Origin of the sequence: Exiguobacterium sp. s133, from assembly GCF_018618595.1 — a bacterium.
GTDB classification, from domain to species: Bacteria; Bacillota; Bacilli; order Exiguobacteriales; family Exiguobacteriaceae; genus Exiguobacterium_A; species Exiguobacterium_A oxidotolerans.
In genome coordinates this window covers 110,156-131,226 of sequence record NZ_JACSMK010000002.1, presented here as the reverse complement: position 1 = coordinate 131,226, position 21,071 = coordinate 110,156, and the positions used below count along the sequence as shown (strand labels likewise).

Here is a 21,071-nt window from a genome sequence, read left to right as displayed (position 1 = left end):
ATGAGTGATGGAACGAGTACTACGGGATGGTTTTATCTTCTTATCGCAGAATAAGACATTGAATGGATTAGCGAAACGATATGGTCTGAAGTTTGGGGCTGGTCGCTTCGTGGCGGGGGATTCACTCGAAGCATCGAAACGGGCGATTCAAGATTTGAATGCAAAAGGATTATGTGTGACGATGGATCACCTCGGTGAGTTCATCTCGACTGGAGCCGAAGCGGAGATGATGACGCAAGAGTGTATCCGCGCCGTCGAAATGATTGCGGAAGAGAAATTAGACTCGCAACTTTCACTAAAGTTAACGTCACTTGGCCTTGATATTTCAGATCAATTAATTCGATCGAACATGGAACGGATTCTGACACGGGCGAAAGAGCTTGGCGTATTCGTGACCATCGACATGGAAGATGAACCACGTTGTGAAAAAACGATTCAATTGTTTGAAGAGTTGCGTCAGTCGTTTGATAACATTGGTACCGTCATTCAGTCTTACCTCTATCGTTCAGAAGACGACATCAAACGGGTCGGACGGTTTGAAACGAACCTCCGCATCGTCAAAGGGGCATACAAGGAGCCGGCGACGGTCGCCTTCCCGGAAAAAGAAGATGTCGACCACAACTACATCAAACTCGTAAAACTTCAATTGTCACTCGGAAATTATGCTGCGGTCGCGACGCATGACGACGCGATGATTGAACAAATCATTCGCTACGCGAAGGAAAATGGAATCGGAAATGATAAGTTCGAATTCCAGATGCTGTACGGCATCCGCGTCGAACGTCAGCTTGAGCTCGTGAAGCTCGGTTATAAAGTCCGTGTCTACGTCCCGTATGGCCGTGACTGGTACGGTTACTTCATGCGCCGTTTAGCAGAACGTCCGGCAAACGTCGCGTTCGTCCTTAAAGGAATGGTCAAAGGGTAATCGAAAAATAGGGATGGAGCTGTCATGGCTTCATCTTTTTGTTTTATTGTTTGAATTTTTTTTCTATCCCTGTGCTTTTCGTAGCTAATCTGGCTGGGAGACTCAAAAGAAATCACTCGTTATTCATGCACTTTCCTCAGGCGAGACACAAGCCAGACTTTGCTATTCGCAAGTCGGGTCTTGTTTGTCTCTGTCAGCGCAAAAAAATGCGCTTTTTCCTGTAGGAGTTGCATGAATCGAGTGATTTTTTCTACTTGATACGTGTCAGCAGATGAACGATTATGTTGAATGGGTTATCAGCAAACAGACGTGTCCACTCGACTTCTACGGGAAAAGGAAGCGTAGCTTCCGTCAGGGACAGGCAAGACCCGATCATCGTTAGATGGGCGCGGCTTGCGTCCCGCCCGAGAAAAGCGGGTGGACATACGTCTGTTATAGAGACCCGATTTTCTTTAATTTCGTGTCCGAAACGCAAACAAACACGAAAACGCATGCGCTTGATCGAGTAACCGGTGACCGGTCAACACAGCCCCTTCTTTTTGAATGACTGCTTCGTCGAGCAATGTCCAACCACGTTCTTCTGCCAGTTGGACGAGTTCCCACGGCATCATCGTATTGCCCATCGGTGCATCTTCCCCGTACAGCCGACGATAGGCTAAAGCCCGTGGTGCTGCTGTCGGTCCGAGCAGACTGATGACGACAATTGGTGCAACCCGCTCGATTTCCTGAAGGACTGCGAGCGGACGCGTCGACCACTCGAGTGAGTTGACGGCGAGGACGGCGTCAAATGCATCATCTACAAACGGTAACGCTTCACCGGTGCCGACGACAAAGTCGAGGGTCGGTGATTTGTCGCGGGCAATCCGAATCATTTCTTCCGATAAATCAAGTCCTGTCATTTGAAAAGAGTCAGTAAGCAAGCGGCAGGCCGCTCCGTCGCCACAGCCTAAATCAAGCATCTTGCCAGCGGTGATGACCGACTTTAGGAAAGGAATGATCGTTTTACGACTCCCTTGTGTCCACATCATTTCCGAGCGTTCCGCCCAGTCCGTTGCCTTCTGATCCCACAGCTGTTCCGTCTGTTTCATGACATCTCCCCCTTGTTTCTTTTAGTCTAACAGGAAAATTTGACCAAAACGTGTTTTTTTATTGCTACTGAATCATTATTCATTTATGATGGAGAGGTAGAAGAAGCAGGGGAAAGATTGATGGGCTTCTTTTTTTGTCAGAATAATGAATGGTTGTTCATTCAATTACGAATCAGGGGGTATATCATGGCGAGTCAGATCGGTCAGCCGACCACACTTAAATTGACGAAACATATTCAATTCGCCGTCATCATCGGTTCAGGGGTCATGGGTGCAGGAATCGCGGCACACCTCGCGAATGCGGGAATTCGGACATTGATGCTTGATATCGTACCAAAAGAACTTACGGCACAGGAAGAAAAACAAGGACTTACGTTATCGGACAGAGCCGTCCGAAACCGGATCGCACGGGAAAACCGTCAAAAGTTGCTGAAACAAAATCCGGCACCGCTCGCTTCAAAGTCGTTGATCGACTTAATCGAAGTCGGTAATCTCGAAGACGACCTCGAACGCTTGAAGGAAGCGGACTGGATCGTCGAAGTCATCGTTGAACGTTTGGATGTTAAACAACAATTGTTCGCGACGATTGAACCGTTCCTCCGTGAAGATGCGATCGTCAGCTCGAATACGTCAGGGATTTCGATCGAAGCGATGCGTGAAGGACGATCGGCATCATTTAATTCACGTTTCCTTGGCACACACTTCTTTAACCCACCACGTTACCTCAAGCTACTCGAATTGATTCCGACGACGGACACGCATCCGGAAGTCGTCCGCTTCATGAAACAATTCGCGGAAGAGCGTCTTGGAAAAGGTGTCGTCATCGCGAAGGACACACCGAACTTCATCGGCAACCGGATCGGGACATATGGTCTGCTCGTGACGATGGAAGAGATGAAAAAAGGCGGCTATACGATCGGAGAAGTCGACTCCGTGACGGGACCGTTACTCGGTCGTCCGAGCTCAGCGACATTCCGGACGCTTGACGTCGTCGGAATCGATACGTTCGTCCATGTAGCGAACAACGTCTATGACCTGTTACCGGAAGGTCCTGAAAAAGATACGTTTGAAGTACCGGCGGAAATGAAGCGACTCGTCGCAGAAGGTTCGCTCGGTGCTAAATCAGGACAAGGTTTCTATAAGAAAGTCGGGAAACAAATCCTTGAACTCGATGTGAACTCATTTGAATACGTTGAAAAGAAAGCGCTTACTGAACCGTCGATCGGTCAGGCGAAAGCTCTTCCTGGCGCCAAAAATAAATTGAAAGCCGTTGTTTTTGCAAAAGACCGTGTCGGTGCACTCCTCTGGCCGATCCATGCGAAGACACTGCTCTACTCGGCACAACTGACACATGAAATCGCGGATGACATCAAAGCAATCGATGAAGCGATGAAATGGGGCTTCGGTTGGAAGATGGGACCATTCGAGACATGGGACGCACTCGGTGTCGAAAAGACCGTCGCGAAAATGAAGCAGGATGGTTACGACGTCCCGGCATGGGTCGACGAGATGCTTGCGTCAGGCAACACAAGTTTCTACAACGAAAATGGTCAGCATTATGATGCGACGAGCAAAACGTATGTCGGCAGTGAACAGAACCCGAAAGAAATCCGCTTACGTGACGTCCGCAAGTCGAACGGCGTCTTGCTTGAGAACAACGGGGCCCGTTTACTCGATGTCGGAGATGACGTAGCAGTTCTTGAGTTTACGTCGAAGAGTAATGCAATCGGCGTCGACATCATGCAGATGATTGAACAATCGATTGACTTAGTCGAAAAAAATCACCGTGGACTCGTCATCGCGAACGATGGTAAAAACTTCTGTGTCGGTGCGAACCTCGCGATGATGCTGATGGAAGCAGAAGATGAAAACTGGTTCGAGCTAGACTGGATCATCAATAAATTCCAGCAATCGATTCAAAAGATTCGTTACGCGTCACGCCCGGTCGTCGCAGCACCACAAGGGATGACGCTCGGTGGCGGAACGGAGATTTCACTTCCGGCAGCTCGCCTGCAAGCAGGACTCGAGACTTACATGGGGCTCGTCGAAGTTGGTGTCGGCTTGATTCCAGGTGGTGGCGGAAACGTCAACACGTACCGTCGTTTACTTGAAAATACGCCGGATGGTTTAGTCAATATCGAAAAAGCAGCGCAAAAGACATTTGAAAACGTCGCGATGGCAAAAGTCTCGAAATCAGCGTTCGAAGCACGCGAACTCGGCTATATCCGCTCTGTCGACCAGATTTCGATGAACCGGGATCACTTGACGTATGATGCGAAACAACTTGTCCTCGAGCTCGACCGGACAGGCTATACACCACCTGCTAAATCCTTGATTCCTGTCGTCGGACGGACAGGGAAAGCGACGCTTGAGCTGGCAACGCGGGAAATGTTCTATGGCGGTTATGTCTCGGAGCATGACTTGAAAATCGCGAACAAGTTAGCGCATGTCATCGCGGGCGGAAACGTTGCGTTCGGCACACACGTCGATGAGCAATACATGCTCGACCTTGAACGGGAAGCGTTCTTGAGCTTGATCGGTGAGATGAAAACACAACAACGGATGCAGCATATGCTTGTCAAAGGCAAGCCGCTTCGTAACTGACTGGGGGGATTCGAATGAAAGAAGCAGTAATCGTCGCTGGTGCGCGGACACCAGTCGGTAAAGCAAAAAAAGGGTCATTTAAAGCGATGCGTTCTGATGAACTCGCAGGAATCGCGATTAAGGAAACGTTGAAGCGTTCGAAATATGAGGGAACAATCGATGATGTCATTCTCGGTTGTGCTCTTCCGGAAGCAGAGCAAGGGATGAACATCGCCCGCTACGCGTCCGTCCTTGGCGGCTTGTCACACGAAGTACCGGCCATCACAATCAACCGCTACTGCTCGTCAGGTCTGCAATCGATCGCCGATGCGTCGATGAAAATCATGACCGGTCAAGCGAAGGCAGTCATCGCCGGCGGTCTCGAGTCGATGAGTCAAATCCCGATGCCGGGACACGTCGTTCGTCCGAACCCGTCAATCATCGAATCGGAACCTGAATATTATATGAGCATGGGGCATACGGCAGAGCAAGTCGCAGCGACGTATCACGTCTCACGTGAAGATCAAGATGCCTTTGCCTTACGCAGTCATCAAAAAGCGGCAGCCGCGATCGCAGCCGGTAAGTTCACGGATGAAATCGTCCCCGTCACGGTGACGGAATACGTCGTCAACGATGACATGAAGGTCGAAGAAAAATCCTGGGTCGTCCAGCATGACGAAGGGGTTCGGGCAGATTCTTCAAAAGAAGGCTTGGCAAAACTCCGTCCGGTCTTCCGGCTTGGTGGCAGTGTCACGGCCGGGAACTCGTCACAAACATCAGACGGGGCAGCAGCCGTACTCGTGATGGAGCGTGAGGAAGCAGAGCGTCAAGGGCTGCCGATTCTCGGGAAGTTCAAGTCGTTTGCCGTCGGCGGTGTCCGTCCGGAAGTCATGGGAATCGGACCCGTCGTCGCGATTCCGAAAGCCCTTGAACTCGCAGGAATCACACTCGAAGAGGTCGGCTTGATTGAATTGAATGAAGCATTCGCTTCTCAATCCCTTGGTGTCATCCGTGAGCTCGGTCTCAACGAAGACATCGTCAACGTCAACGGGGGAGCAATCGCACTCGGTCATCCACTCGGCTGTACGGGAACAAAACTGACATTATCACTCTTGCATGAAATGAAACGCCGCAACGCGAAATATGGTGTCGTCTCGATGTGTATTGGCGGCGGCATGGGTGCTGCCGGTGTATTCGAATTAGTTGAAGGAGGAACAGGACAATGAGCCAAACGACAAACGAATTGATTAAAGGTGGAAGTTTTGTACTGGATGAATTAAAAGCAGAGCGTCTCTTTACACCGGAGGATTTTTCAGAAGAACATAAAATGGTCGGTGACATGACGGCGAAATTCGTCGAAGATCGTGTCGTTCCGGTGCTTGACCGGATCGAAAAACATGAGTTCGAACTTTCAGTCGGTCTCTTGCGTGAAGCAGGCGAGCTCGGTCTTCTCGGGGCAGACGTTCCGGAAGAATATGGCGGTTACCAAATGGATAAAATCTCGTCTTCGATCATCACAGAAAAATTCGCACGTGGTCGTTCATTCGCCCTCAGCTACGGGGCACACGTCGGAATCGGTTCACTGCCAATCGTCTTCTTCGGAAACGAAGAGCAAAAACAAAAATACTTGCCAAAACTCTCGTCAGGTGAGTGGATCGCGTCATACGCATTGACAGAACCGGGCTCGGGGTCAGATGCACTCGGTGCGAAGACGACAGCTGTCTTGAACGAAGCCGGGACACACTACATCTTGAACGGTGAAAAACAATGGATCACGAATGCCGGTTTCGCCAGTCTGTTCGTCGTCTATGCGAAAATCGATGGCGATAAATTCACGGCATTCCTCGTCGAGGGTGAGTACCCGGGCGTCTCGACAGGTCTGGAAGAGCAAAAAATGGGCATCAAAGGGTCATCGACACGGACATTGATTTTAGAAGATGCGGAAGTACCGGTCGAAAACGTCCTCGGTGAAATCGGCCGCGGGCACGTCATCGCCTTTAACATCTTGAACGTCGGGCGTTACAAACTCGCTGTCGGTGCCGTCGGTTCATCAAAACGCGCGATTGATCTCGCCGTTCAGTATGCGAACGAACGGAAACAATTCAAAACACCGATCAGCTCATTCCCATTGATTCAAGAGAAACTGGCGACGATGTCAGCCCAAACGTATGCGATGGAAAGCTCAGTTTACCGGACAGGCGGTCTCTTCCAAGATAGTCTCGATCAGCTGTCGGAAGAAGAAAGCAAAGATGGCAAACGCGTCGCTGATTCGATTGCCGAGTACGCGATTGAATGTTCGATGAACAAAGTCTTTGCGTCCGAGACATTTGATTATGTCATCGATGAGGCGGTTCAAATCCACGGCGGATATGGTTTCATGGCGGAATATGAAGTCGAAAACATGTACCGTGATTCACGGATCAACCGGATCTTCGAAGGAACAAACGAAATCAACCGTCTGCTTGTACCAGGTACGCTCTTGAAGAAAGCGATGAAAGGCGAGTTACCACTCTTAGCGGAAGCGCAGCGCCTCCAACAGGAAGTCATGAGCTTCATGCCGACAGAAGTCGGAACAGAACCGCTCGACCGGGAACGTCACCTGCTCGCGATGATGAAAAAGATCTTCTTATTGACGGCTGGAACGGCTGTTCAGAAATATCAAGATAAGTTACAAGGCGAACAGGAAATTCTCGCGAACACGGCCGATATCATGAGTGCAATCTATGCGCTCGAGTCAGCCATCGTCCGGACGGAAAAAGCGATCGCTTCAAAAGGCGCTGAGAAGAGCGAACTCAAAATCCGTTATACGGAAGTCTTCGCCCAACAGGCATTCGAAGGTGTTGAACGTGACGCGAAAGAAACACTCTACGCAGCAGCAAGTGGAGACGAGTTACGGATGTTGCTGTCGGCACTGAAGAAATTCAGCCGTTACCAACCAATCAACTCAATCGGCACGAAACGTGCGATTGCGAAACGTTTGATTGAAGCTAACAAATATCTCGTCTAAGTCAGGTTTACGAGTTCGCCTTTGCAGGGAAAATCTCTGTAAAGGCGAATTTTTTTGAGGAGGGAATAGCGATGCGTAAAGATGTAAAAGAACTTCAGTTTGCAGTCGACTACTACAAATCGCTCGAGCGTTTATCGGATGAAGAGTGGCAGTCGCCGCTCGCGATCGATAAATGGACGGTACAGGAGTGTGTCGGCCATTTGTTCCTGTGGGACCGGTATTACCTCGATCATGCTGTCGCGAAGCTCCCTGACGATCGACTGACGTTAGTCGAGACGGACTTTGATGAGTTCAACCGGTTAGCGGTCGAATATGCGCATCATGTCGACGCACTGACGTTACTGAAAAAAGCAATCGCGGTTCGAAGCGAACTCGTGACGCAACTCGGACGGTTGACGGACGCGCAGTATGAACAGACGTATGAAGGGCGCTTTTGTCCCCGTGAGTTCGTCGCGTCGTTCATCGCCCACGATCACCATCATCAAGATCAAATTGATGCGGCACTCGCGCGCTTGAAGGAACACTGATCCATCTGCTAGTCTTAAAGGTGAGGTGATGAAATATGGTAACGATGTATGGCTATCCAAAGTGCAGTACATGTGTCAAAGCGAAGAAGGCGCTTGAAAACAACGGCGTCGAAGTCGATTACAAACACATCGTCAACGAGACACCAAGTGCCGCGACGATTCGCGAACTCCATCAAAAAAGTGGCGAACCGCTGAAAAAATTCTTTAACACGAGTGGTCAATCCTATCGTGCGGCTGGTCTGAAAGATCGTTTACCCGACTTGTCGGAAGAAGAGCAGTATGCTTTGCTCGCAAGTGACGGCATGCTGTTGAAACGTCCAATCGTCACGGACGGGACAGATGTCACACTTGGATTTAAAGAAGAGATGTATCAAGGAAAATGGTATTAAGAAGCCGATTGAATTTGGTATACTAAAACCGTTAGTCCACTATAGAACACAGGGGGAATCGCAAATGAGTCAAGTCAAAGACAATCTACGGTATTCGGAAGAGCATGAATGGGTCGAAGTAACAGGCAACAAAGCACGAATCGGAATCACGGATTTCGCACAGCACGAACTCGGTGATATCGTGTTCGTTGAGCTTCCAGAAGTCGGAGATACGATCTCAATCAACGAGCCATTCGGTTCGGTTGAATCGGTCAAGACGGTTTCAGAGTTGTACGCACCGATTTCAGGGAAAGTCGTTGCAATCAATGAATCACTCTCGGATTCCCCAGAACTCGTTAACGAATCACCATTTGAAGGTGCATGGATGGTTGATATCGAGCTAGAAGATGAGTCACAAGTTGAAGCATTGATGGATGCTGCGGCATACAAATCAATGATTAACGAGTAATACTTAAGGTAAGACGGACAGGGGTGAAACGATTTCGTTTCATCGCTGTCCTTTTTTTTGTATACTGGCTTCAGAAGCACGGGATAACAGGAGGGGTCAAGATGAAGGAAGTAACAGAAGTACCGGCAAACGGGTTGTTGTATGTCTATGCACCGATGTGCGGCACATGTGCCATCGCCAGTCGGATGCTCGACATCGTCGAAGCGACGAAAGACGAGGAATGGATCCAAAAAGCGAATGGAAATTTCATTCCTGAATTTCTAGAGCAGGCGCAAGTCATGAGTGTGCCGGCATTGCTCAAAGTAAAGGATCATCAAGTCGTAGAGCGGTTATATGCGTTCCAAAACGTCCAAAATGTCTTTGCGTTTTGTGCAGAATAACAAGAAAAATCATAGGATGATTTTTCTTTATGTTAAATTGTCGGAATATTTACAATAATTCATTGACAATGACAATTTATGAATGGTATATTCATATCAACTTCTAGAAATGCTTTTATAGGAAGTCTGGCAGAGGTATAGAACCTGATGTTTCTCGTATTTAGAACCATTCAATGACATCCTAAATCTTTTTTTCTGTTTCCCCTTAAGTCGTCCCCCAAAGACGAAGCGGTTCAAAAAAGAGGTGGTGGATTCGAATGGTCGATCTGACTACTGTGACATCTTGCTTTTATAGTTCGAAAGGGCGCCGTCCTCTGATGTGACGAACGAAGAAGTTCGCATCAGAGCTGGGTTTTCCTTCGTTGCATTTCTAACCACATTATTCGTGTTGTCGGTTCTCCGGCAACGCCTTTTTTTTGTTTCCGAAAGATTTTGAAGCTGTCGCCTTGCTAATCAGAATTGTCCCTGCTACAATGCGATTAAGGAAAAATACTTTAATTCATATCCGATTAGTCGGAATTAAAAGCGGGATGCGGAGGACGAAAAGGCATGACAGTACGTTTCATGGATGTATTTACAGAGTGGGCGTCATCTTACGACGACACAGTAACGGGGCAAGATCCGGAGTACAAAGAAGTCTTTCGCCGTTATGACGAAATATTAGAGACGGTCGCTGAAAAAGCGATGTCACCTGTTGCCGAATTTGGCGCAGGAACAGGCAACTTGACGCAACGTTTGCTTGCGCGTCATGAGCAGGTGCTGGCGATTGAACCAAGTCCGGAAATGCGCGACATCTTAATCAATAAAATTCCGGCGCTGGCTGTTCAAGATGGTCATTTCTTATCGTTTGAAGCAGCAGAGGCAAAAAGTTTTGTCTCGACTTATGCGTTTCATCATTTGACGGATGAAGAAAAAGGACAGGCCGTCGATTTGATGGCAGCGATTTTACCGGCAGACGGAAAAATCGTCTATGCCGATACGATGTTCGTTTCTGAGGCAGCACGTCTAGAAACGATTGCAGAAGCAAAAACTCAAGGGTTTGACAACCTTGCAGAAGATTTAGAACGCGAATTTTATCCACTGATTCCAGTCATGGAACAGATTTTTACGTCACGCGGATTTGACGTGACATTCACACAATACAATCACTTCGTCTGGCTCGTAGAAGCCGAGAAAATGGGGGAATAAATCATGACAATCAAAAAAATGAACGTAGAAAGCTTTAACTTGGACCATACGAAAGTCAAAGCACCATATATTCGTGTAGCAGGCTATAAAGAAGGTAAAGTCGACCAAGTCGTCAAATATGATATTCGTTTCACACAACCGAACGTCGAGCAAATGCCGATGCGTGCGATGCACACACTCGAACATTTACTTGCTGAAAACATCCGCAACTATTCGGACGACGTCATCGATGTTTCGCCAATGGGCTGCCAAACTGGTTTCTACATGGCGATGATGAACTTTGACTCAGTCGAAAAAATGAGTGAACTGGTCGAGAAGACACTGAACGACGTCTTAGCGGCTGAAGTGATTCCGGCACAAAACGAAACGCAATGTGGGTTTGCGAGCGCACATGACCTTAAAGGAGCGAAGCACTATGCCGAGAAAATGCTTGCCGGTCGCGACGAATGGGACATCGTCTTCGGATGATCGCGAAGTCAGTCCGAGACCTCGTCGGAAATACGCCACTGTACGAGATTACTTCGTTCGATTTGCCTGCTGGTACGCGGATTTTGGCGAAGCTCGAATGGATGAACCCTGGGGGCAGCGTCAAAGACCGCCTCGGTATCCAACTCGTTGATGCCGCAATCGAACAGGGGTACGTGACTCCAGGCGGAACGATCATCGAACCGACTGCCGGCAACACCGGCATCGGTTTGGCGCTCGCCGCTAAAAAATATGACTTACAAGTCATTTGTGTCGTCCCGGAAAAGTTCAGTCAAGAGAAACAGACGTTGATGCGGGCACTCGGCGCGACTGTCGTCAACACGCCGACTGAACTCGATATGCAAGGCGCAATCGATAAGGCAAAAGAACTCGGACAAACGATTCCGAACAGTTATGTGCCACTCCAATTCGAAAACGAAGAAAATTCGGTCACTTATCAGCGGACACTTGGTCCGGAGCTTGTGGCGGAACTCGGTCACATCGACTGGTTCGTCGCCGGATGCGGATCAGGTGGAACGTTTGCCGGAACGACGGCTTTCTTAAAAGAACGCTTCGGGACAAAAGGGGCAATCGTCGAACCGGAAGGCTCCGTCCTCAACGGAGGGTCAGCCGGACCGCATAAAACAGAAGGAATCGGGACAGCTAAATGGCCAAGTCTCGTTTCTCGCGACCTGGTCGATGAAATTCATACGATTTCTGATTCGGATGCTTTTACGAAGGTCCATGAACTGGCGGCACGTGAAGGGTTACTCGTCGGCAGTTCAGCAGGAGCGGCACTCGCCGCGGCGCTCGATATCGCCCAGCGCCATCCTGGAAGTACGATTGTCACCGTCTTCGCAGACAGTGCAGAACGGTATTTGAGCCAACAAATCTTTGAAAAGGTGGACGAGACACATGCGTAAAAAAACAGCGTTGATTCACGGAGGAACGGGTGTAGACAAGGCAACGGGTGCCGTTACACCGCCAATCTATCAAACGAGCACATATAAGCAAGAAAAAATCGGTCAATTAAAAGACGGGTATGAGTACTCGCGCACAGCAAACCCGACGCGGACGAGCATCGAACGATTGATTGCTGATCTTGAAGGAGGCGTCCGTGGATTCGCGTTCGGATCAGGAATGGCGGCGATCCATGCTGTCTTCAATCTGCTTCAGTCTGGCGACCACATCGTCATGACGGACGACGTCTACGGCGGAACGTTCCGCTTGATGCAACGTGTCCTACCGAAGTTCAACATCGAAGTGACATTCGTCGATACGACGGATCTCAGCGCGACGGAAGCGGCGATTCAGGACAACACGAAGATGCTCTACGTCGAGACACCGACGAACCCGTTATTAAAAGTGACGGACATCGAAGCGATCGCAGCCATCACGCGTCGTCACGACTTGAAGCTCGTCGTCGACAACACGTTCGCGACACCATACTTGCAACAACCAATCGCGCTTGGGGCAGATATCGTGCTGCATAGTGCAACGAAATACATCGGCGGACACTCGGACGTCGTCGCAGGGCTTGTCGTCGTCAACGATGATACGCTCGGCGAAGAACTTCACTTCATCCAAAACTCGACGGGTGGAATTCTCGGACCGCAAGACAGCTTCCTGCTTGTCCGTGGATTACGGACGCTCGGTATCCGGATGGAAGCGATTGAAGAGACAGCACATGAACTTGTCAGCTTCCTGCAAGCGCAAGACGTCGTCTCGAACATCTTCTACCCGGGACTTGCATCGCATCCCGGTCATGCGATCCAGCAAAAACAAGCGACTGGTTTCGGCGGGATGATCAGCTTTGATGTCGGTTCAGCTGCAAATGCAGAGAAACTTGTGGAAGCATCACACTTCTTCACGCTTGCTGAAAGCTTAGGGGCGGTCGAAAGTTTGATTTCCGTTCCGGCACGGATGACACATGCATCGATTCCAGCAGAACGTCGGGCGGAACTCGGCATCACGGATGGTCTCGTCCGAATCTCGGTCGGACTTGAAGATGCAGAGGATTTGAAAGAAGATTTAACGCATGCTTTCAGTTTGCTCGAAAAAGTTTCTGAAAAAACTGTTTGACAAGCAAAATAACCCCTGCTAATATTCAAAATATATTAAAAACAACTAAATACCGATAACTCTTATCAAGAGTGGTGGAGGGACTGGCCCGATGAAACCCGGCAACCGCGGAATTTATTTCCGAAGTGGTGCTAATTCCAGCAGACGAACGTCTGCAAGATGAGAGCAAATGGTTTTGTGTACTGAAAGTGCGCGCGTTTGCTCTAAAACGTGCGCACTTTTTTTATGTTTAGGAGGGACAGTAGTGATTCGTTTACAGGATGTAGGAAAGATTTATCGCTCGAAGCGCGGCGAAGTCGAAGCTGTCGCAAACGTCGATCTCACGATTGAGCGCGGCGGAATTTTCGGAATAATTGGTTATTCCGGTGCAGGGAAGTCAACCTTGATTCGCCTGCTGAACATGTTAGAAGCACCGACAAGCGGTTCGATTCAAATTGACGGTGTCGAGATGACGACGTTACGACCGAAAGAATTACGCGGCGTCCGGAAAAATGTCTCGATGGTCTTTCAGCACTTCAACTTGCTTTGGTCACGAACGGTCGAAGAAAACATTATGTTCCCGCTCGAACTCGGCGGATATCCGAAAGCACGCCGGAAAGAACGGGTCTCCGAGCTGATTCAACTCGTTGGACTCGACGGTCGCGAAGGCGCTTATCCGTCACAACTATCCGGTGGACAAAAACAACGCGTCGGGATTGCCCGCGCACTGGCATCAAACCCGGACGTCTTATTATGTGACGAGGCGACAAGCGCCCTTGATCCGAAAACGACGGACTCGATCTTAGAGTTACTCGTCGACATCAATAAAAAACTAAAACTGACGATCGTCTTGATCACACACGAGATGCACGTCATTCAAAAAATCTGTCACCGGGTCGCCGTCATGGAGGCCGGAAAAATCGTCGAACAGGGTCTTGTTTCAGAAGTCTTCCGGCATCCGAAACAAGCGATGACAAAAGAATTCGTCAAACAACTGACGTCGTCTACAGAAAACGAGTTGACGTTCGCGAAACTTCGTGAGCGCTATCCGACAGGGAAAATCGTCCAGCTGACATTCGTCGGTTCGACAGCAGAAAGTCCGATCCTCGCAGAAGTCATGAAAGATTCGACCTTATTATTTAATATCATTGGCGGGAACGTCGGACAGACGCAAGACGGTGCACTCGGAACGTTGTTCATCCAACTGATTGGTGCGGCACATGAAACACAAGCGGTCATCGCGAAGCTTCAAGCGAGTGACGTGGAAGTGGAGGTGGATCACCGATGAGTACATTTTTTAACGACCTTGATTGGGAAATGGTCTGGACGGCGACTGGCAGTACCGTCTATATGACAGTTGTTGCCGGAATCGCGACATTTGTTCTCGGACTGGTCATCGGTCTGTTGTTATACGCGACGAATGAAGACTTGTTGTTTAAGAACCGGGCAGTGTATTCCGTGCTCAGCTTTTTAGTCAATGTCTTCCGCTCAATTCCGTTTATCATTTTGTTGATTTTATTAATTCCGATTACACTCATCATCGTCGGGTCGTTCTTAGGGCCGACAGCAGCACTTCCGGCACTGATTCTTGGGGCGGCACCGTTTTACGGGCGGATGGTCGAACTCGCACTCCGTGAAGTCGACAAAGGTGTCATCGAAGCAGCGGAATCAATGGGAGCGACGAAGTTCCAAATCATCTATAAAGTGTTGATTCCGGAAGCTCTTCCGGCAATCGTCTCGGGTATCACCGTTACGCTCGTCGCGCTCGTCGGTTACACGGCAATGGCCGGGGCAATCGGTGGTGGAGGACTCGGGGATATGGCATATATCGAAGGATTCCAGCGTTCTCAAAACGATGTCATCGCTATCGCGACATTGTTGATTCTCGTCATCGTCTTCATCATTCAAATTATTGGTGACCTGCTCGTAAAAGCCATCGATAAACGATAATACTATTTTAGTTAACTTGGGAGGAATTATTCATGAAACTTTGGAAAAAATTCGTAGGTACAGCAGCCGTATCCGTCTTAGCCGTCAGCCTTGCAGCATGCGGAGAGGAATCGTCAGGAGACGACGCGAAGACACTTGTCATCGGTGCTTCAAACGTTCCCCATGCTGAAATCCTAGAGCACGTTCAAAAAGAGTATGAAGCAAAAGGCTACAAACTCGAAATCAAAAAGTTCCAAGATTATGTGTTGCCGAACAAGGCACTCGCTGCAAAAGAAATCGATGCGAACTATTTCCAACACGTTCCGTACCTTGAGCAACAGGAAAAAGAGAACAAATCTTATAAATTTGAAAATGCAGGCGGCGTCCACGTTGAACCGCTCGGCGTTTACTCAAAAAAATATAAGTCGCTCGACGAGTTACCGAAAGGTGCAACGATCTTGACGAGCTCAAACGTCGCGGAGCGTGGACGTGTCTTGACGTTCCTCCAAAACGAAGGCTTAATTAAGTTGAAAGACGGTAAGACGACAGATGCTCAGCTTAGCGATATCGCGGAAAACCCGAAGAACATTGAGTTCAAAACGAATATCGAAGCGTCACTCTTGCCGCAAGCGTACAAAAACAATGAAGGCGATGCTGTCCTCATCAACACGAACTACGCGATTGATAACGGTTTGAACCCGTTAGAAGACACGATTGCCCTTGAAGATGAGTCTTCACCATACGTCAACATCATCGTCACGCGTGAAGGTGATGAAAAAGACGAGCGTGTGACGGCATTGCTCGATATCTTACACGAGAAAAAGACACAGGATTGGATTACGAAAGAATATAAAGGGGCCGTCGTTCCGGTCAGCAAATAATTCACTCGAATGATGCATTCTTCCTATATAATGGAAGGATGCATTATTTTTTTAGTTGAAGGGGGATTCTAGGTGCACCGTTTACGACAGTTACATCCGCTGACGATCGGCGTCCTGCTCGGAACATTTTTCTCACGGCTCGGGACGTTCATCACGATGCCATTCTTTGCGATTTATTTATCGACGGTGCTGAAGTTCAGCCCGGTCGATGTCGGCTGGGTCCTCAGTATTTCAGCCGTCTCGAGTCTTGTCATGAGTTTCATCGGCGGGACCTTGTCTGACCGTTACGGGCGCCGGACGATGATGCTGACCGGAACACTCGGCTTCGTTTTCGTCTTCATCGCCTTGGCACAGGTCGAGACGTTTTGGGCGTTCTTTACCTTGAGTGCCTTGAACGGCGTGTTTCGCTCCATCTTCGAACCATCCGCCCGCGCCCTGATCAGTGACACGACGGATGAAAAAAATCGACTGTTCGTCTTCAACATCCGTTACGCCATGATCAATGTCGCGGCTGCGATCGGGCCGGGGATTGCGTTATTGCTCAGTGCCGGCAATACAGCGATTACCTTCTATATAACAGCCTTTGTTTATCTCGCGTACGGGATTGCGATTTTTATCCTGTTTCAGCGGTATCCGATCACAGAGAGTCACGGCGGGAAAAAAGTTTCGTTCGGCGCAACGGTTCAACTGTTGAAAACGGACGTCGCTTTCACGTTTGCCCTCGCCGGTATCATTTTCGGGATTCTCGGCTACAGTCAGTTCAACTCGACGTTGCCGCAATTTTTGACGACGACGACGTTACTGTCCGGTGGGACTAGTTTGTTTGCTTTATTGATCACGATTAATGCCGTGACCGTATTAATCGTCCAGTACCCGATCATGAAGTTCGGGATGAAGACGTCGCCGCTCGTCTCGATTACGGTCGGGATTGCGACCGTCGCGTTCGGTTTATTCGTCATGGGGAATGCCGGAACGGTCTGGTTGATGATCGGTGCGATGTTCATCTTCACGTGCGGGGAAGTGATGATGTTCACGATGACGGATATTTTGACCGATAGTTTTGCGAAACCGGAATTACGGGGCAGTTATTTCGGAGCGATGGGCTTAACATCGATTGGTCAGTCAATCGGACCGGTCATCGGCGGACAATTACTTTTTTATTTTGGCGCCGATCGTCCGTTGCCGATTTTTGGTTGCTTAGCCCTCTTGACATTACTCGGAATACCACTGCTCTTACTGTCACAGCGGGTTCACAGACGAACGAAGGTGGAAGAAGAGAAAGAAGTCGTATCACTTTAAAGTCATTCTCACTAAAAGGCTTCATTTTGAGAAAAAACCATGAGCGATGACGCTTGAATAATGTGGTATGATTCATTAAGATTAGAATGATACTAAATTAGTAACTCTCGTGAACTGAATCGTCAGACACGAAATGAATAGATGGAGGGATTCTACATGAAGGCTTCACACTTGAAGATTGAAGATCTACACGTCGCAATCGACGGCAAAGAAATCTTGAAAGGCGTTAACTTAGAAATCAAAGGCGGCGAAATCCACGCGGTCATGGGACCAAACGGGACAGGTAAATCAACACTCGCGTCTGCATTGATGGGTCACCCAACGTATGAAGTAACATCTGGATCAGTCACACTCGACGGAGAAGATGTTCTTGAGATGGAAGTTAACGAACGTGCGCAAGCAGGAATGTTCCTCGCCATGCAATACCCAAGCGAAATCAGTGGTGTTACAAACTCTGACTTCCTTCGTTCAGCAATCAACTCACGTCGTGAAGAAGGCGATGAAATTTCACTCATGAAGTTCATCCGTCAACTTGACGCGCAAATGGGACTTCTTGAAATGCCAGGCGAAATGGCACACCGTTACCTCAACGAAGGTTTCTCAGGCGGAGAGAAAAAACGGAACGAAATTCTTCAAATGACGATGCTGAAACCAGCAATCGCAATCCTCGACGAAATCGATTCAGGTCTTGATATCGATGCACTTAAAGTCGTTGCAAAAGGTGTTAACGAAATGCGTTCACCTGAGTTCGGTTGCCTCATCATCACGCACTATCAGCGTCTCTTGAACTACATCGAGCCTGATTTCATCCACATCATGATGGGTGGAAAAATCGTCATGTCTGGCGGAAAAGAACTTGCACACCGTCTTGAAGCAGAAGGATATGACTGGGTTAAAAAAGAACTCGGCATCGAAGAAGTCGAAATCGAAACAAAAGCGTAAGACGAGGGAGGAAGCATGATGACTGTAGAACTGAATCTTGCCGTAAATCGCGAGGCAGTGGCAGAACGTGCGACTCGCTTAGGGGAGCCCGCTTGGATGATTTCTAAGCGCCAAGATGCACTTGATCTTGCCCCAACGCTCGCATTGCCAAAAGTAGAAAAAATTAAAATCGGTGGCTGGAACTTCACAGAAGGCACAGCAGATCTTGAGACAGCAACAGGTCTCACGCCGGATATCGAAACATTAATCGGTGAAAACCGTGACCATATGTTGATCACGCGTAACGGACAACTTGTCCATGCGCAAAACAGTGAAGCAACGAACGGTGTCATCTTCACAACGCTTGAGGATGCGATGAAGCATCATCCGGAACTCGTTGAGAAGTATTTCATGACAGAAGGCGTCAACGTCAATGAAGACCGTCTCGCAGCACTCAACGCAGCGCTCATGAACGGCGGAACATTCTTGTACGTACCTAAAGGCGTTAAGCTGACAGTACCGATGCAAGCGATTTATACGCTCGAACAAGCAGGCGGCGCACTTTACCACCACGCAATCATCGTTGCCGATCAAGACAGCGAATTGACGTATATCGAAAGCTTCGTCTCTTACGGTGAAGAAGCACATAACGTCAACGTCGTGACGGAAGTGTTCGTCGAAGCGAACGCAAAAGTTCTTTTCGGAGGCGTTGATACGCTTGCGAAAGGTGCTGTCACGTATATGAACCGCCGTGGTGTCGTCAAACAAGGCGCGAAGCTCGAATGGGCACTCGGTCACATGAATGACGGACATACGATCACAGAAACGAAAACGCATCTCGTCGGGAACGATTCGTTCTCAGATACGAAAGCCGTTACTGTCGGTCGTGGCGATCAAAAACAAAACTTCAACGTCCGGACAGATCATTTCGGTAAAGGATCGGAAGGATTCATCTTGATTCACGGTGTTCAAAAAGATTCGGCGACGTCGATCTTCAACGGAACGTCAATGATTCACCATGGTGCGTCGAAATCAAACGGAGTCCAAACGGAACGTGTGCTCATGTTGTCTGAAAAGGCACGTGGTGACGCGAACCCGATCCTCTTGATCGATGAAGATGATGTCATGGCAGGACACGCGGCATCTGTCGGCCGTGTCGACGAACTTCAACTTTACTACTTGATGAGCCGTGGGTTGTCACGTAAAGAAGCAGAACGCCTTGTCGTTCACGGTTTCTTACAACCTGTCGTCTCTGAGCTTGCGATTGACTCCGTCAAGGAACGTCTCGTTCAAGTGATTGAAGGGAAAGTAAACTAATATGGGAATCGATGCATCCATCCGCAATCAGTTTCCGATTCTTGACCAACAGGTTAATGACCGGAAACTCGTCTATTTAGATAGTGCGGCTTCGTCACAAAAGCCGCTCGTCGTCATCGAAGCGATCGACAACTACTACAAGACGGTTCATTCGAATGTGCACCGTGGCGTCCATACGCTCGGAACACGAGCGACGGATGCGTACGAAGGTGCGCGTGAGAACGTACGTCGTTTCATCAAGGCGCAACACCATGAAGAAATTATCTTTACCCGTGGGACGACGACGGCGATTAATATCGTCGCGTCCAGTTACGGAATGGAGCATGTGCAAGAAGGCGACGAGATCGTCGTCACCTATCTTGAGCACCATGCGAATCTCATTCCGTGGCAACAAGTCGCGAAAAAGAAAAAAGCAAAATTGAAATATGTTGATTTGACAGCTGATGGTCGCGTGACGATTGAAGCCGTCAAAGCACAAATTTCCGATCGGACGAAAGTCGTTGCGATGGCACATGTCTCGAACGTCCTCGGTACGATCAATCCAATCAAAGAAGTGGCGCAACTCGCGCATGCCGTCGGTGCCGTCATGGTCGTCGATGCAGCGCAAAGTGCACCGCATCAAAAAATTGACGTCGTCGATCTCGACTGTGATTTCCTGGCGTTCTCTGCCCATAAAATGTGTGGACCAACAGGAATCGGCGTCTTATATGGTAAAAAAGCATTACTGAATGCGATGGAACCGGTCGAATTCGGAGGCGAGATGATTGATTACGTCGGACTTGAAGAATCGACGTTCAAACCATCACCGTACCGTTTTGAAGCCGGTACACCCATCATTGCGGGGGCAGTCGGTCTGTCGGCAGCGATTGATTTTCTAGAAGAAATCGGTCTAGAGAACATCGAAGCCCATGAACGCGAACTCGCCCGGTATGCGATGGCACAGATGCGTGAAATCGATGGATTAACGATTTATGGTCCAGAAGAACGTGTCGGTCTCGTCACATTCAATCTCGGCGATGTCCATGCACATGATGTCGCGACGGTACTCGACATGCAAGGCGTCGCAGTCCGCGCCGGTCATCACTGTGCACAACCACTGATGCGTTGGCTCGGTGCCAGTTCAACGGCACGAGCAAGCTTCTACTTGTATAACACGCAAGAAGAAGTCGATGCCTTAGTGACAGGACTTCGTCAAACGAAGGAGTATTTCAGTCATGGATTTTAACAATCTCGATCACTTGTACCGTCAAGTGATCATGGATCATTATAAAACTCCTCGTAATCGCGGTGCGATCGAGGGAGGCGTGACGATCGATATGAACAACCCGACGTGTGGAGACACGATTCGTTTACAGCTCGCGATCGAAGACGATATCGTCCAAGATGCGAAGTTTGACGGCGAAGGGTGTTCCATCAGTATGGCGTCCGCGTCGATGATGACACAGATCGTCAAAGGAAAAACGGTCGAAGAAGCATTACAACTCGCAGAAATCTTTTCTGAGATGGTTCAAGGGAAAGACTATGATGATGAGAAGTTTGATCTTGGGGACGCAGAAGCACTTTCCGGTGTGACAAAATTCCCAGCACGTATCAAGTGTGCGACACTTGCTTGGAAAGCGCTCGAACGTGGCGTGGAAGAAGGCAAGTAACTTCGGTCAGTAAG

General features: G+C 49.0%; 21 protein-coding genes and 1 riboswitch. Of the genes, 20 read left to right on the top strand and 1 reads right to left on the bottom strand.

All coding sequences use genetic code 11. The annotated features are described in order from the left end of the window. Nucleotides 1-7 precede the first annotated feature (7 nt). A complete protein-coding gene (locus tag KNP96_RS03230) occupies nt 8-925 on the top strand; it encodes a proline dehydrogenase family protein (protein WP_029331301.1) in 918 nt (305 codons plus the stop codon). Between the two features lie 452 nt (nt 926-1,377). On the opposite strand, the gene KNP96_RS03225 is transcribed toward KNP96_RS03230, so the two are convergent. Next, the gene (locus KNP96_RS03225; RefSeq protein ID WP_214768813.1) at nt 1,378-2,013 is read right to left on the bottom strand and encodes a class I SAM-dependent methyltransferase; all 636 of its coding nucleotides are present in this window, start codon (nt 2,011-2,013) and stop codon (nt 1,378-1,380) included. A gap of 186 nt (nt 2,014-2,199) precedes the next feature. Between KNP96_RS03225 and KNP96_RS03220 the strand changes: the two genes are divergently transcribed. The 19 genes from KNP96_RS03220 to sufU all read left to right on the top strand — a co-directional run bounded on the left by KNP96_RS03220 (nt 2,200) and on the right by sufU (nt 21,057). Continuing rightward, nucleotides 2,200-4,617 carry a 3-hydroxyacyl-CoA dehydrogenase/enoyl-CoA hydratase family protein gene (locus tag KNP96_RS03220; protein WP_214768812.1) on the top strand — a complete coding sequence of 806 codons (2,418 nt, stop codon included), beginning with the start codon at nt 2,200-2,202 and terminating at the stop codon, nt 4,615-4,617. A gap of 14 nt (nt 4,618-4,631) precedes the next feature. Next, nucleotides 4,632-5,822 carry an acetyl-CoA C-acetyltransferase gene (locus KNP96_RS03215; protein WP_214768811.1) on the top strand — a complete coding sequence of 397 codons (1,191 nt, stop codon included), beginning with the start codon at nt 4,632-4,634 and terminating at the stop codon, nt 5,820-5,822. After that, on the top strand, nt 5,819-7,603 hold the full coding sequence (locus KNP96_RS03210; RefSeq protein WP_088837709.1) for an acyl-CoA dehydrogenase family protein: 1,785 nt from the start codon (nt 5,819-5,821) through the stop codon (nt 7,601-7,603). The genes KNP96_RS03215 and KNP96_RS03210 overlap by 4 nt, the downstream gene beginning before the upstream one ends. A gap of 71 nt (nt 7,604-7,674) precedes the next feature. Beyond that, nucleotides 7,675-8,130: a DinB family protein gene (locus KNP96_RS03205; protein ID WP_214768810.1), complete on the top strand. Its 456-nt coding sequence runs from the start codon at nt 7,675-7,677 to the stop codon at nt 8,128-8,130. Between the two features lie 35 nt (nt 8,131-8,165). Further along, complete coding sequence (locus tag KNP96_RS03200) at nt 8,166-8,519, top strand: arsenate reductase family protein (RefSeq protein WP_214768808.1); 354 nt, start codon at nt 8,166-8,168, stop codon at nt 8,517-8,519. A gap of 64 nt (nt 8,520-8,583) precedes the next feature. Then, nucleotides 8,584-8,967: a glycine cleavage system protein GcvH gene (gene gcvH / locus KNP96_RS03195; protein ID WP_029331292.1), complete on the top strand. Its 384-nt coding sequence runs from the start codon at nt 8,584-8,586 to the stop codon at nt 8,965-8,967. 101 nt (nt 8,968-9,068) lie between these two features. Further along, the gene (locus KNP96_RS03190; protein WP_029331290.1) at nt 9,069-9,347 is read left to right on the top strand and encodes a thioredoxin family protein; all 279 of its coding nucleotides are present in this window, start codon (nt 9,069-9,071) and stop codon (nt 9,345-9,347) included. A gap of 549 nt (nt 9,348-9,896) precedes the next feature. Continuing rightward, nucleotides 9,897-10,535 carry a class I SAM-dependent methyltransferase gene (locus KNP96_RS03185; protein WP_214768806.1) on the top strand — a complete coding sequence of 213 codons (639 nt, stop codon included), beginning with the start codon at nt 9,897-9,899 and terminating at the stop codon, nt 10,533-10,535. Nucleotides 10,536-10,538: 3 nt separating this feature from the next. Then, the gene (locus tag KNP96_RS03180) at nt 10,539-11,003 is read left to right on the top strand and encodes an S-ribosylhomocysteine lyase (protein WP_088837705.1); all 465 of its coding nucleotides are present in this window, start codon (nt 10,539-10,541) and stop codon (nt 11,001-11,003) included. Next, nucleotides 11,000-11,923, top strand: coding sequence for a PLP-dependent cysteine synthase family protein (locus KNP96_RS03175; protein ID WP_214769062.1), 924 nt, complete (start codon nt 11,000-11,002; stop codon nt 11,921-11,923). Before KNP96_RS03180 ends, KNP96_RS03175 begins: the two co-directional genes overlap by 4 nt. Further along, complete coding sequence (locus KNP96_RS03170; RefSeq protein WP_088837703.1) at nt 11,916-13,082, top strand: bifunctional cystathionine gamma-lyase/homocysteine desulfhydrase; 1,167 nt, start codon at nt 11,916-11,918, stop codon at nt 13,080-13,082. Before KNP96_RS03175 ends, KNP96_RS03170 begins: the two co-directional genes overlap by 8 nt. 59 nt (nt 13,083-13,141) lie before the next feature. Then, nucleotides 13,142-13,248, top strand: a riboswitch (SAM riboswitch). 78 nt (nt 13,249-13,326) lie between these two features. Further along, entirely contained in the window at nt 13,327-14,349 is a 1,023-nt protein-coding gene (locus KNP96_RS03165; RefSeq protein WP_214768805.1) for a methionine ABC transporter ATP-binding protein, read from the top strand. After that, complete coding sequence (locus tag KNP96_RS03160) at nt 14,346-15,011, top strand: methionine ABC transporter permease (RefSeq protein WP_214768804.1); 666 nt, start codon at nt 14,346-14,348, stop codon at nt 15,009-15,011. The genes KNP96_RS03165 and KNP96_RS03160 overlap by 4 nt, the downstream gene beginning before the upstream one ends. A 32-nt stretch (nt 15,012-15,043) precedes the next feature. Continuing rightward, entirely contained in the window at nt 15,044-15,871 is an 828-nt protein-coding gene (locus KNP96_RS03155) for a MetQ/NlpA family ABC transporter substrate-binding protein (protein WP_214768803.1), read from the top strand. Between the two features lie 72 nt (nt 15,872-15,943). Further along, nucleotides 15,944-17,170: an MDR family MFS transporter gene (locus KNP96_RS03150; protein WP_214768802.1), complete on the top strand. Its 1,227-nt coding sequence runs from the start codon at nt 15,944-15,946 to the stop codon at nt 17,168-17,170. A 156-nt stretch (nt 17,171-17,326) separates the two neighbouring features. Continuing rightward, entirely contained in the window at nt 17,327-18,112 is a 786-nt protein-coding gene (gene sufC, locus KNP96_RS03145) for a Fe-S cluster assembly ATPase SufC (RefSeq protein ID WP_012371204.1), read from the top strand. Between the two features lie 18 nt (nt 18,113-18,130). Continuing rightward, nucleotides 18,131-19,408 carry a Fe-S cluster assembly protein SufD gene (gene sufD, locus KNP96_RS03140; RefSeq protein ID WP_088837698.1) on the top strand — a complete coding sequence of 426 codons (1,278 nt, stop codon included), beginning with the start codon at nt 18,131-18,133 and terminating at the stop codon, nt 19,406-19,408. A gap of 1 nt (nt 19,409) precedes the next feature. Continuing rightward, nucleotides 19,410-20,633: a cysteine desulfurase gene (locus KNP96_RS03135; protein WP_029331277.1), complete on the top strand. Its 1,224-nt coding sequence runs from the start codon at nt 19,410-19,412 to the stop codon at nt 20,631-20,633. Continuing rightward, a complete protein-coding gene (sufU, locus tag KNP96_RS03130) occupies nt 20,623-21,057 on the top strand; it encodes a Fe-S cluster assembly sulfur transfer protein SufU (protein ID WP_029331275.1) in 435 nt (144 codons plus the stop codon). The genes KNP96_RS03135 and sufU overlap by 11 nt, the downstream gene beginning before the upstream one ends. Nucleotides 21,058-21,071 lie beyond the last annotated feature (14 nt).

Coding starts and splice junctions, on each gene's coding strand:
- KNP96_RS03230 (WP_029331301.1), top strand. CDS start 8: ATGGAACGAGTACTACGGGATGGTTTTATCTTCTTATCGCAGAATAAG.
- KNP96_RS03225 (WP_214768813.1), bottom strand. CDS start 2,013: ATGAAACAGACGGAACAGCTGTGGGATCAGAAGGCAACGGACTGGGCG.
- KNP96_RS03220 (WP_214768812.1), top strand. CDS start 2,200: ATGGCGAGTCAGATCGGTCAGCCGACCACACTTAAATTGACGAAACAT.
- KNP96_RS03215 (WP_214768811.1), top strand. CDS start 4,632: ATGAAAGAAGCAGTAATCGTCGCTGGTGCGCGGACACCAGTCGGTAAA.
- KNP96_RS03210 (WP_088837709.1), top strand. CDS start 5,819: ATGAGCCAAACGACAAACGAATTGATTAAAGGTGGAAGTTTTGTACTG.
- KNP96_RS03205 (WP_214768810.1), top strand. CDS start 7,675: ATGCGTAAAGATGTAAAAGAACTTCAGTTTGCAGTCGACTACTACAAA.
- KNP96_RS03200 (WP_214768808.1), top strand. CDS start 8,166: ATGGTAACGATGTATGGCTATCCAAAGTGCAGTACATGTGTCAAAGCG.
- gcvH (WP_029331292.1), top strand. CDS start 8,584: ATGAGTCAAGTCAAAGACAATCTACGGTATTCGGAAGAGCATGAATGG.
- KNP96_RS03190 (WP_029331290.1), top strand. CDS start 9,069: ATGAAGGAAGTAACAGAAGTACCGGCAAACGGGTTGTTGTATGTCTAT.
- KNP96_RS03185 (WP_214768806.1), top strand. CDS start 9,897: ATGACAGTACGTTTCATGGATGTATTTACAGAGTGGGCGTCATCTTAC.
- KNP96_RS03180 (WP_088837705.1), top strand. CDS start 10,539: ATGACAATCAAAAAAATGAACGTAGAAAGCTTTAACTTGGACCATACG.
- KNP96_RS03175 (WP_214769062.1), top strand. CDS start 11,000: ATGATCGCGAAGTCAGTCCGAGACCTCGTCGGAAATACGCCACTGTAC.
- KNP96_RS03170 (WP_088837703.1), top strand. CDS start 11,916: ATGCGTAAAAAAACAGCGTTGATTCACGGAGGAACGGGTGTAGACAAG.
- KNP96_RS03160 (WP_214768804.1), top strand. CDS start 14,346: ATGAGTACATTTTTTAACGACCTTGATTGGGAAATGGTCTGGACGGCG.
- KNP96_RS03155 (WP_214768803.1), top strand. CDS start 15,044: ATGAAACTTTGGAAAAAATTCGTAGGTACAGCAGCCGTATCCGTCTTA.
- sufC (WP_012371204.1), top strand. CDS start 17,327: ATGAAGGCTTCACACTTGAAGATTGAAGATCTACACGTCGCAATCGAC.
- sufD (WP_088837698.1), top strand. CDS start 18,131: ATGACTGTAGAACTGAATCTTGCCGTAAATCGCGAGGCAGTGGCAGAA.
- KNP96_RS03135 (WP_029331277.1), top strand. CDS start 19,410: ATGGGAATCGATGCATCCATCCGCAATCAGTTTCCGATTCTTGACCAA.
- sufU (WP_029331275.1), top strand. CDS start 20,623: ATGGATTTTAACAATCTCGATCACTTGTACCGTCAAGTGATCATGGAT.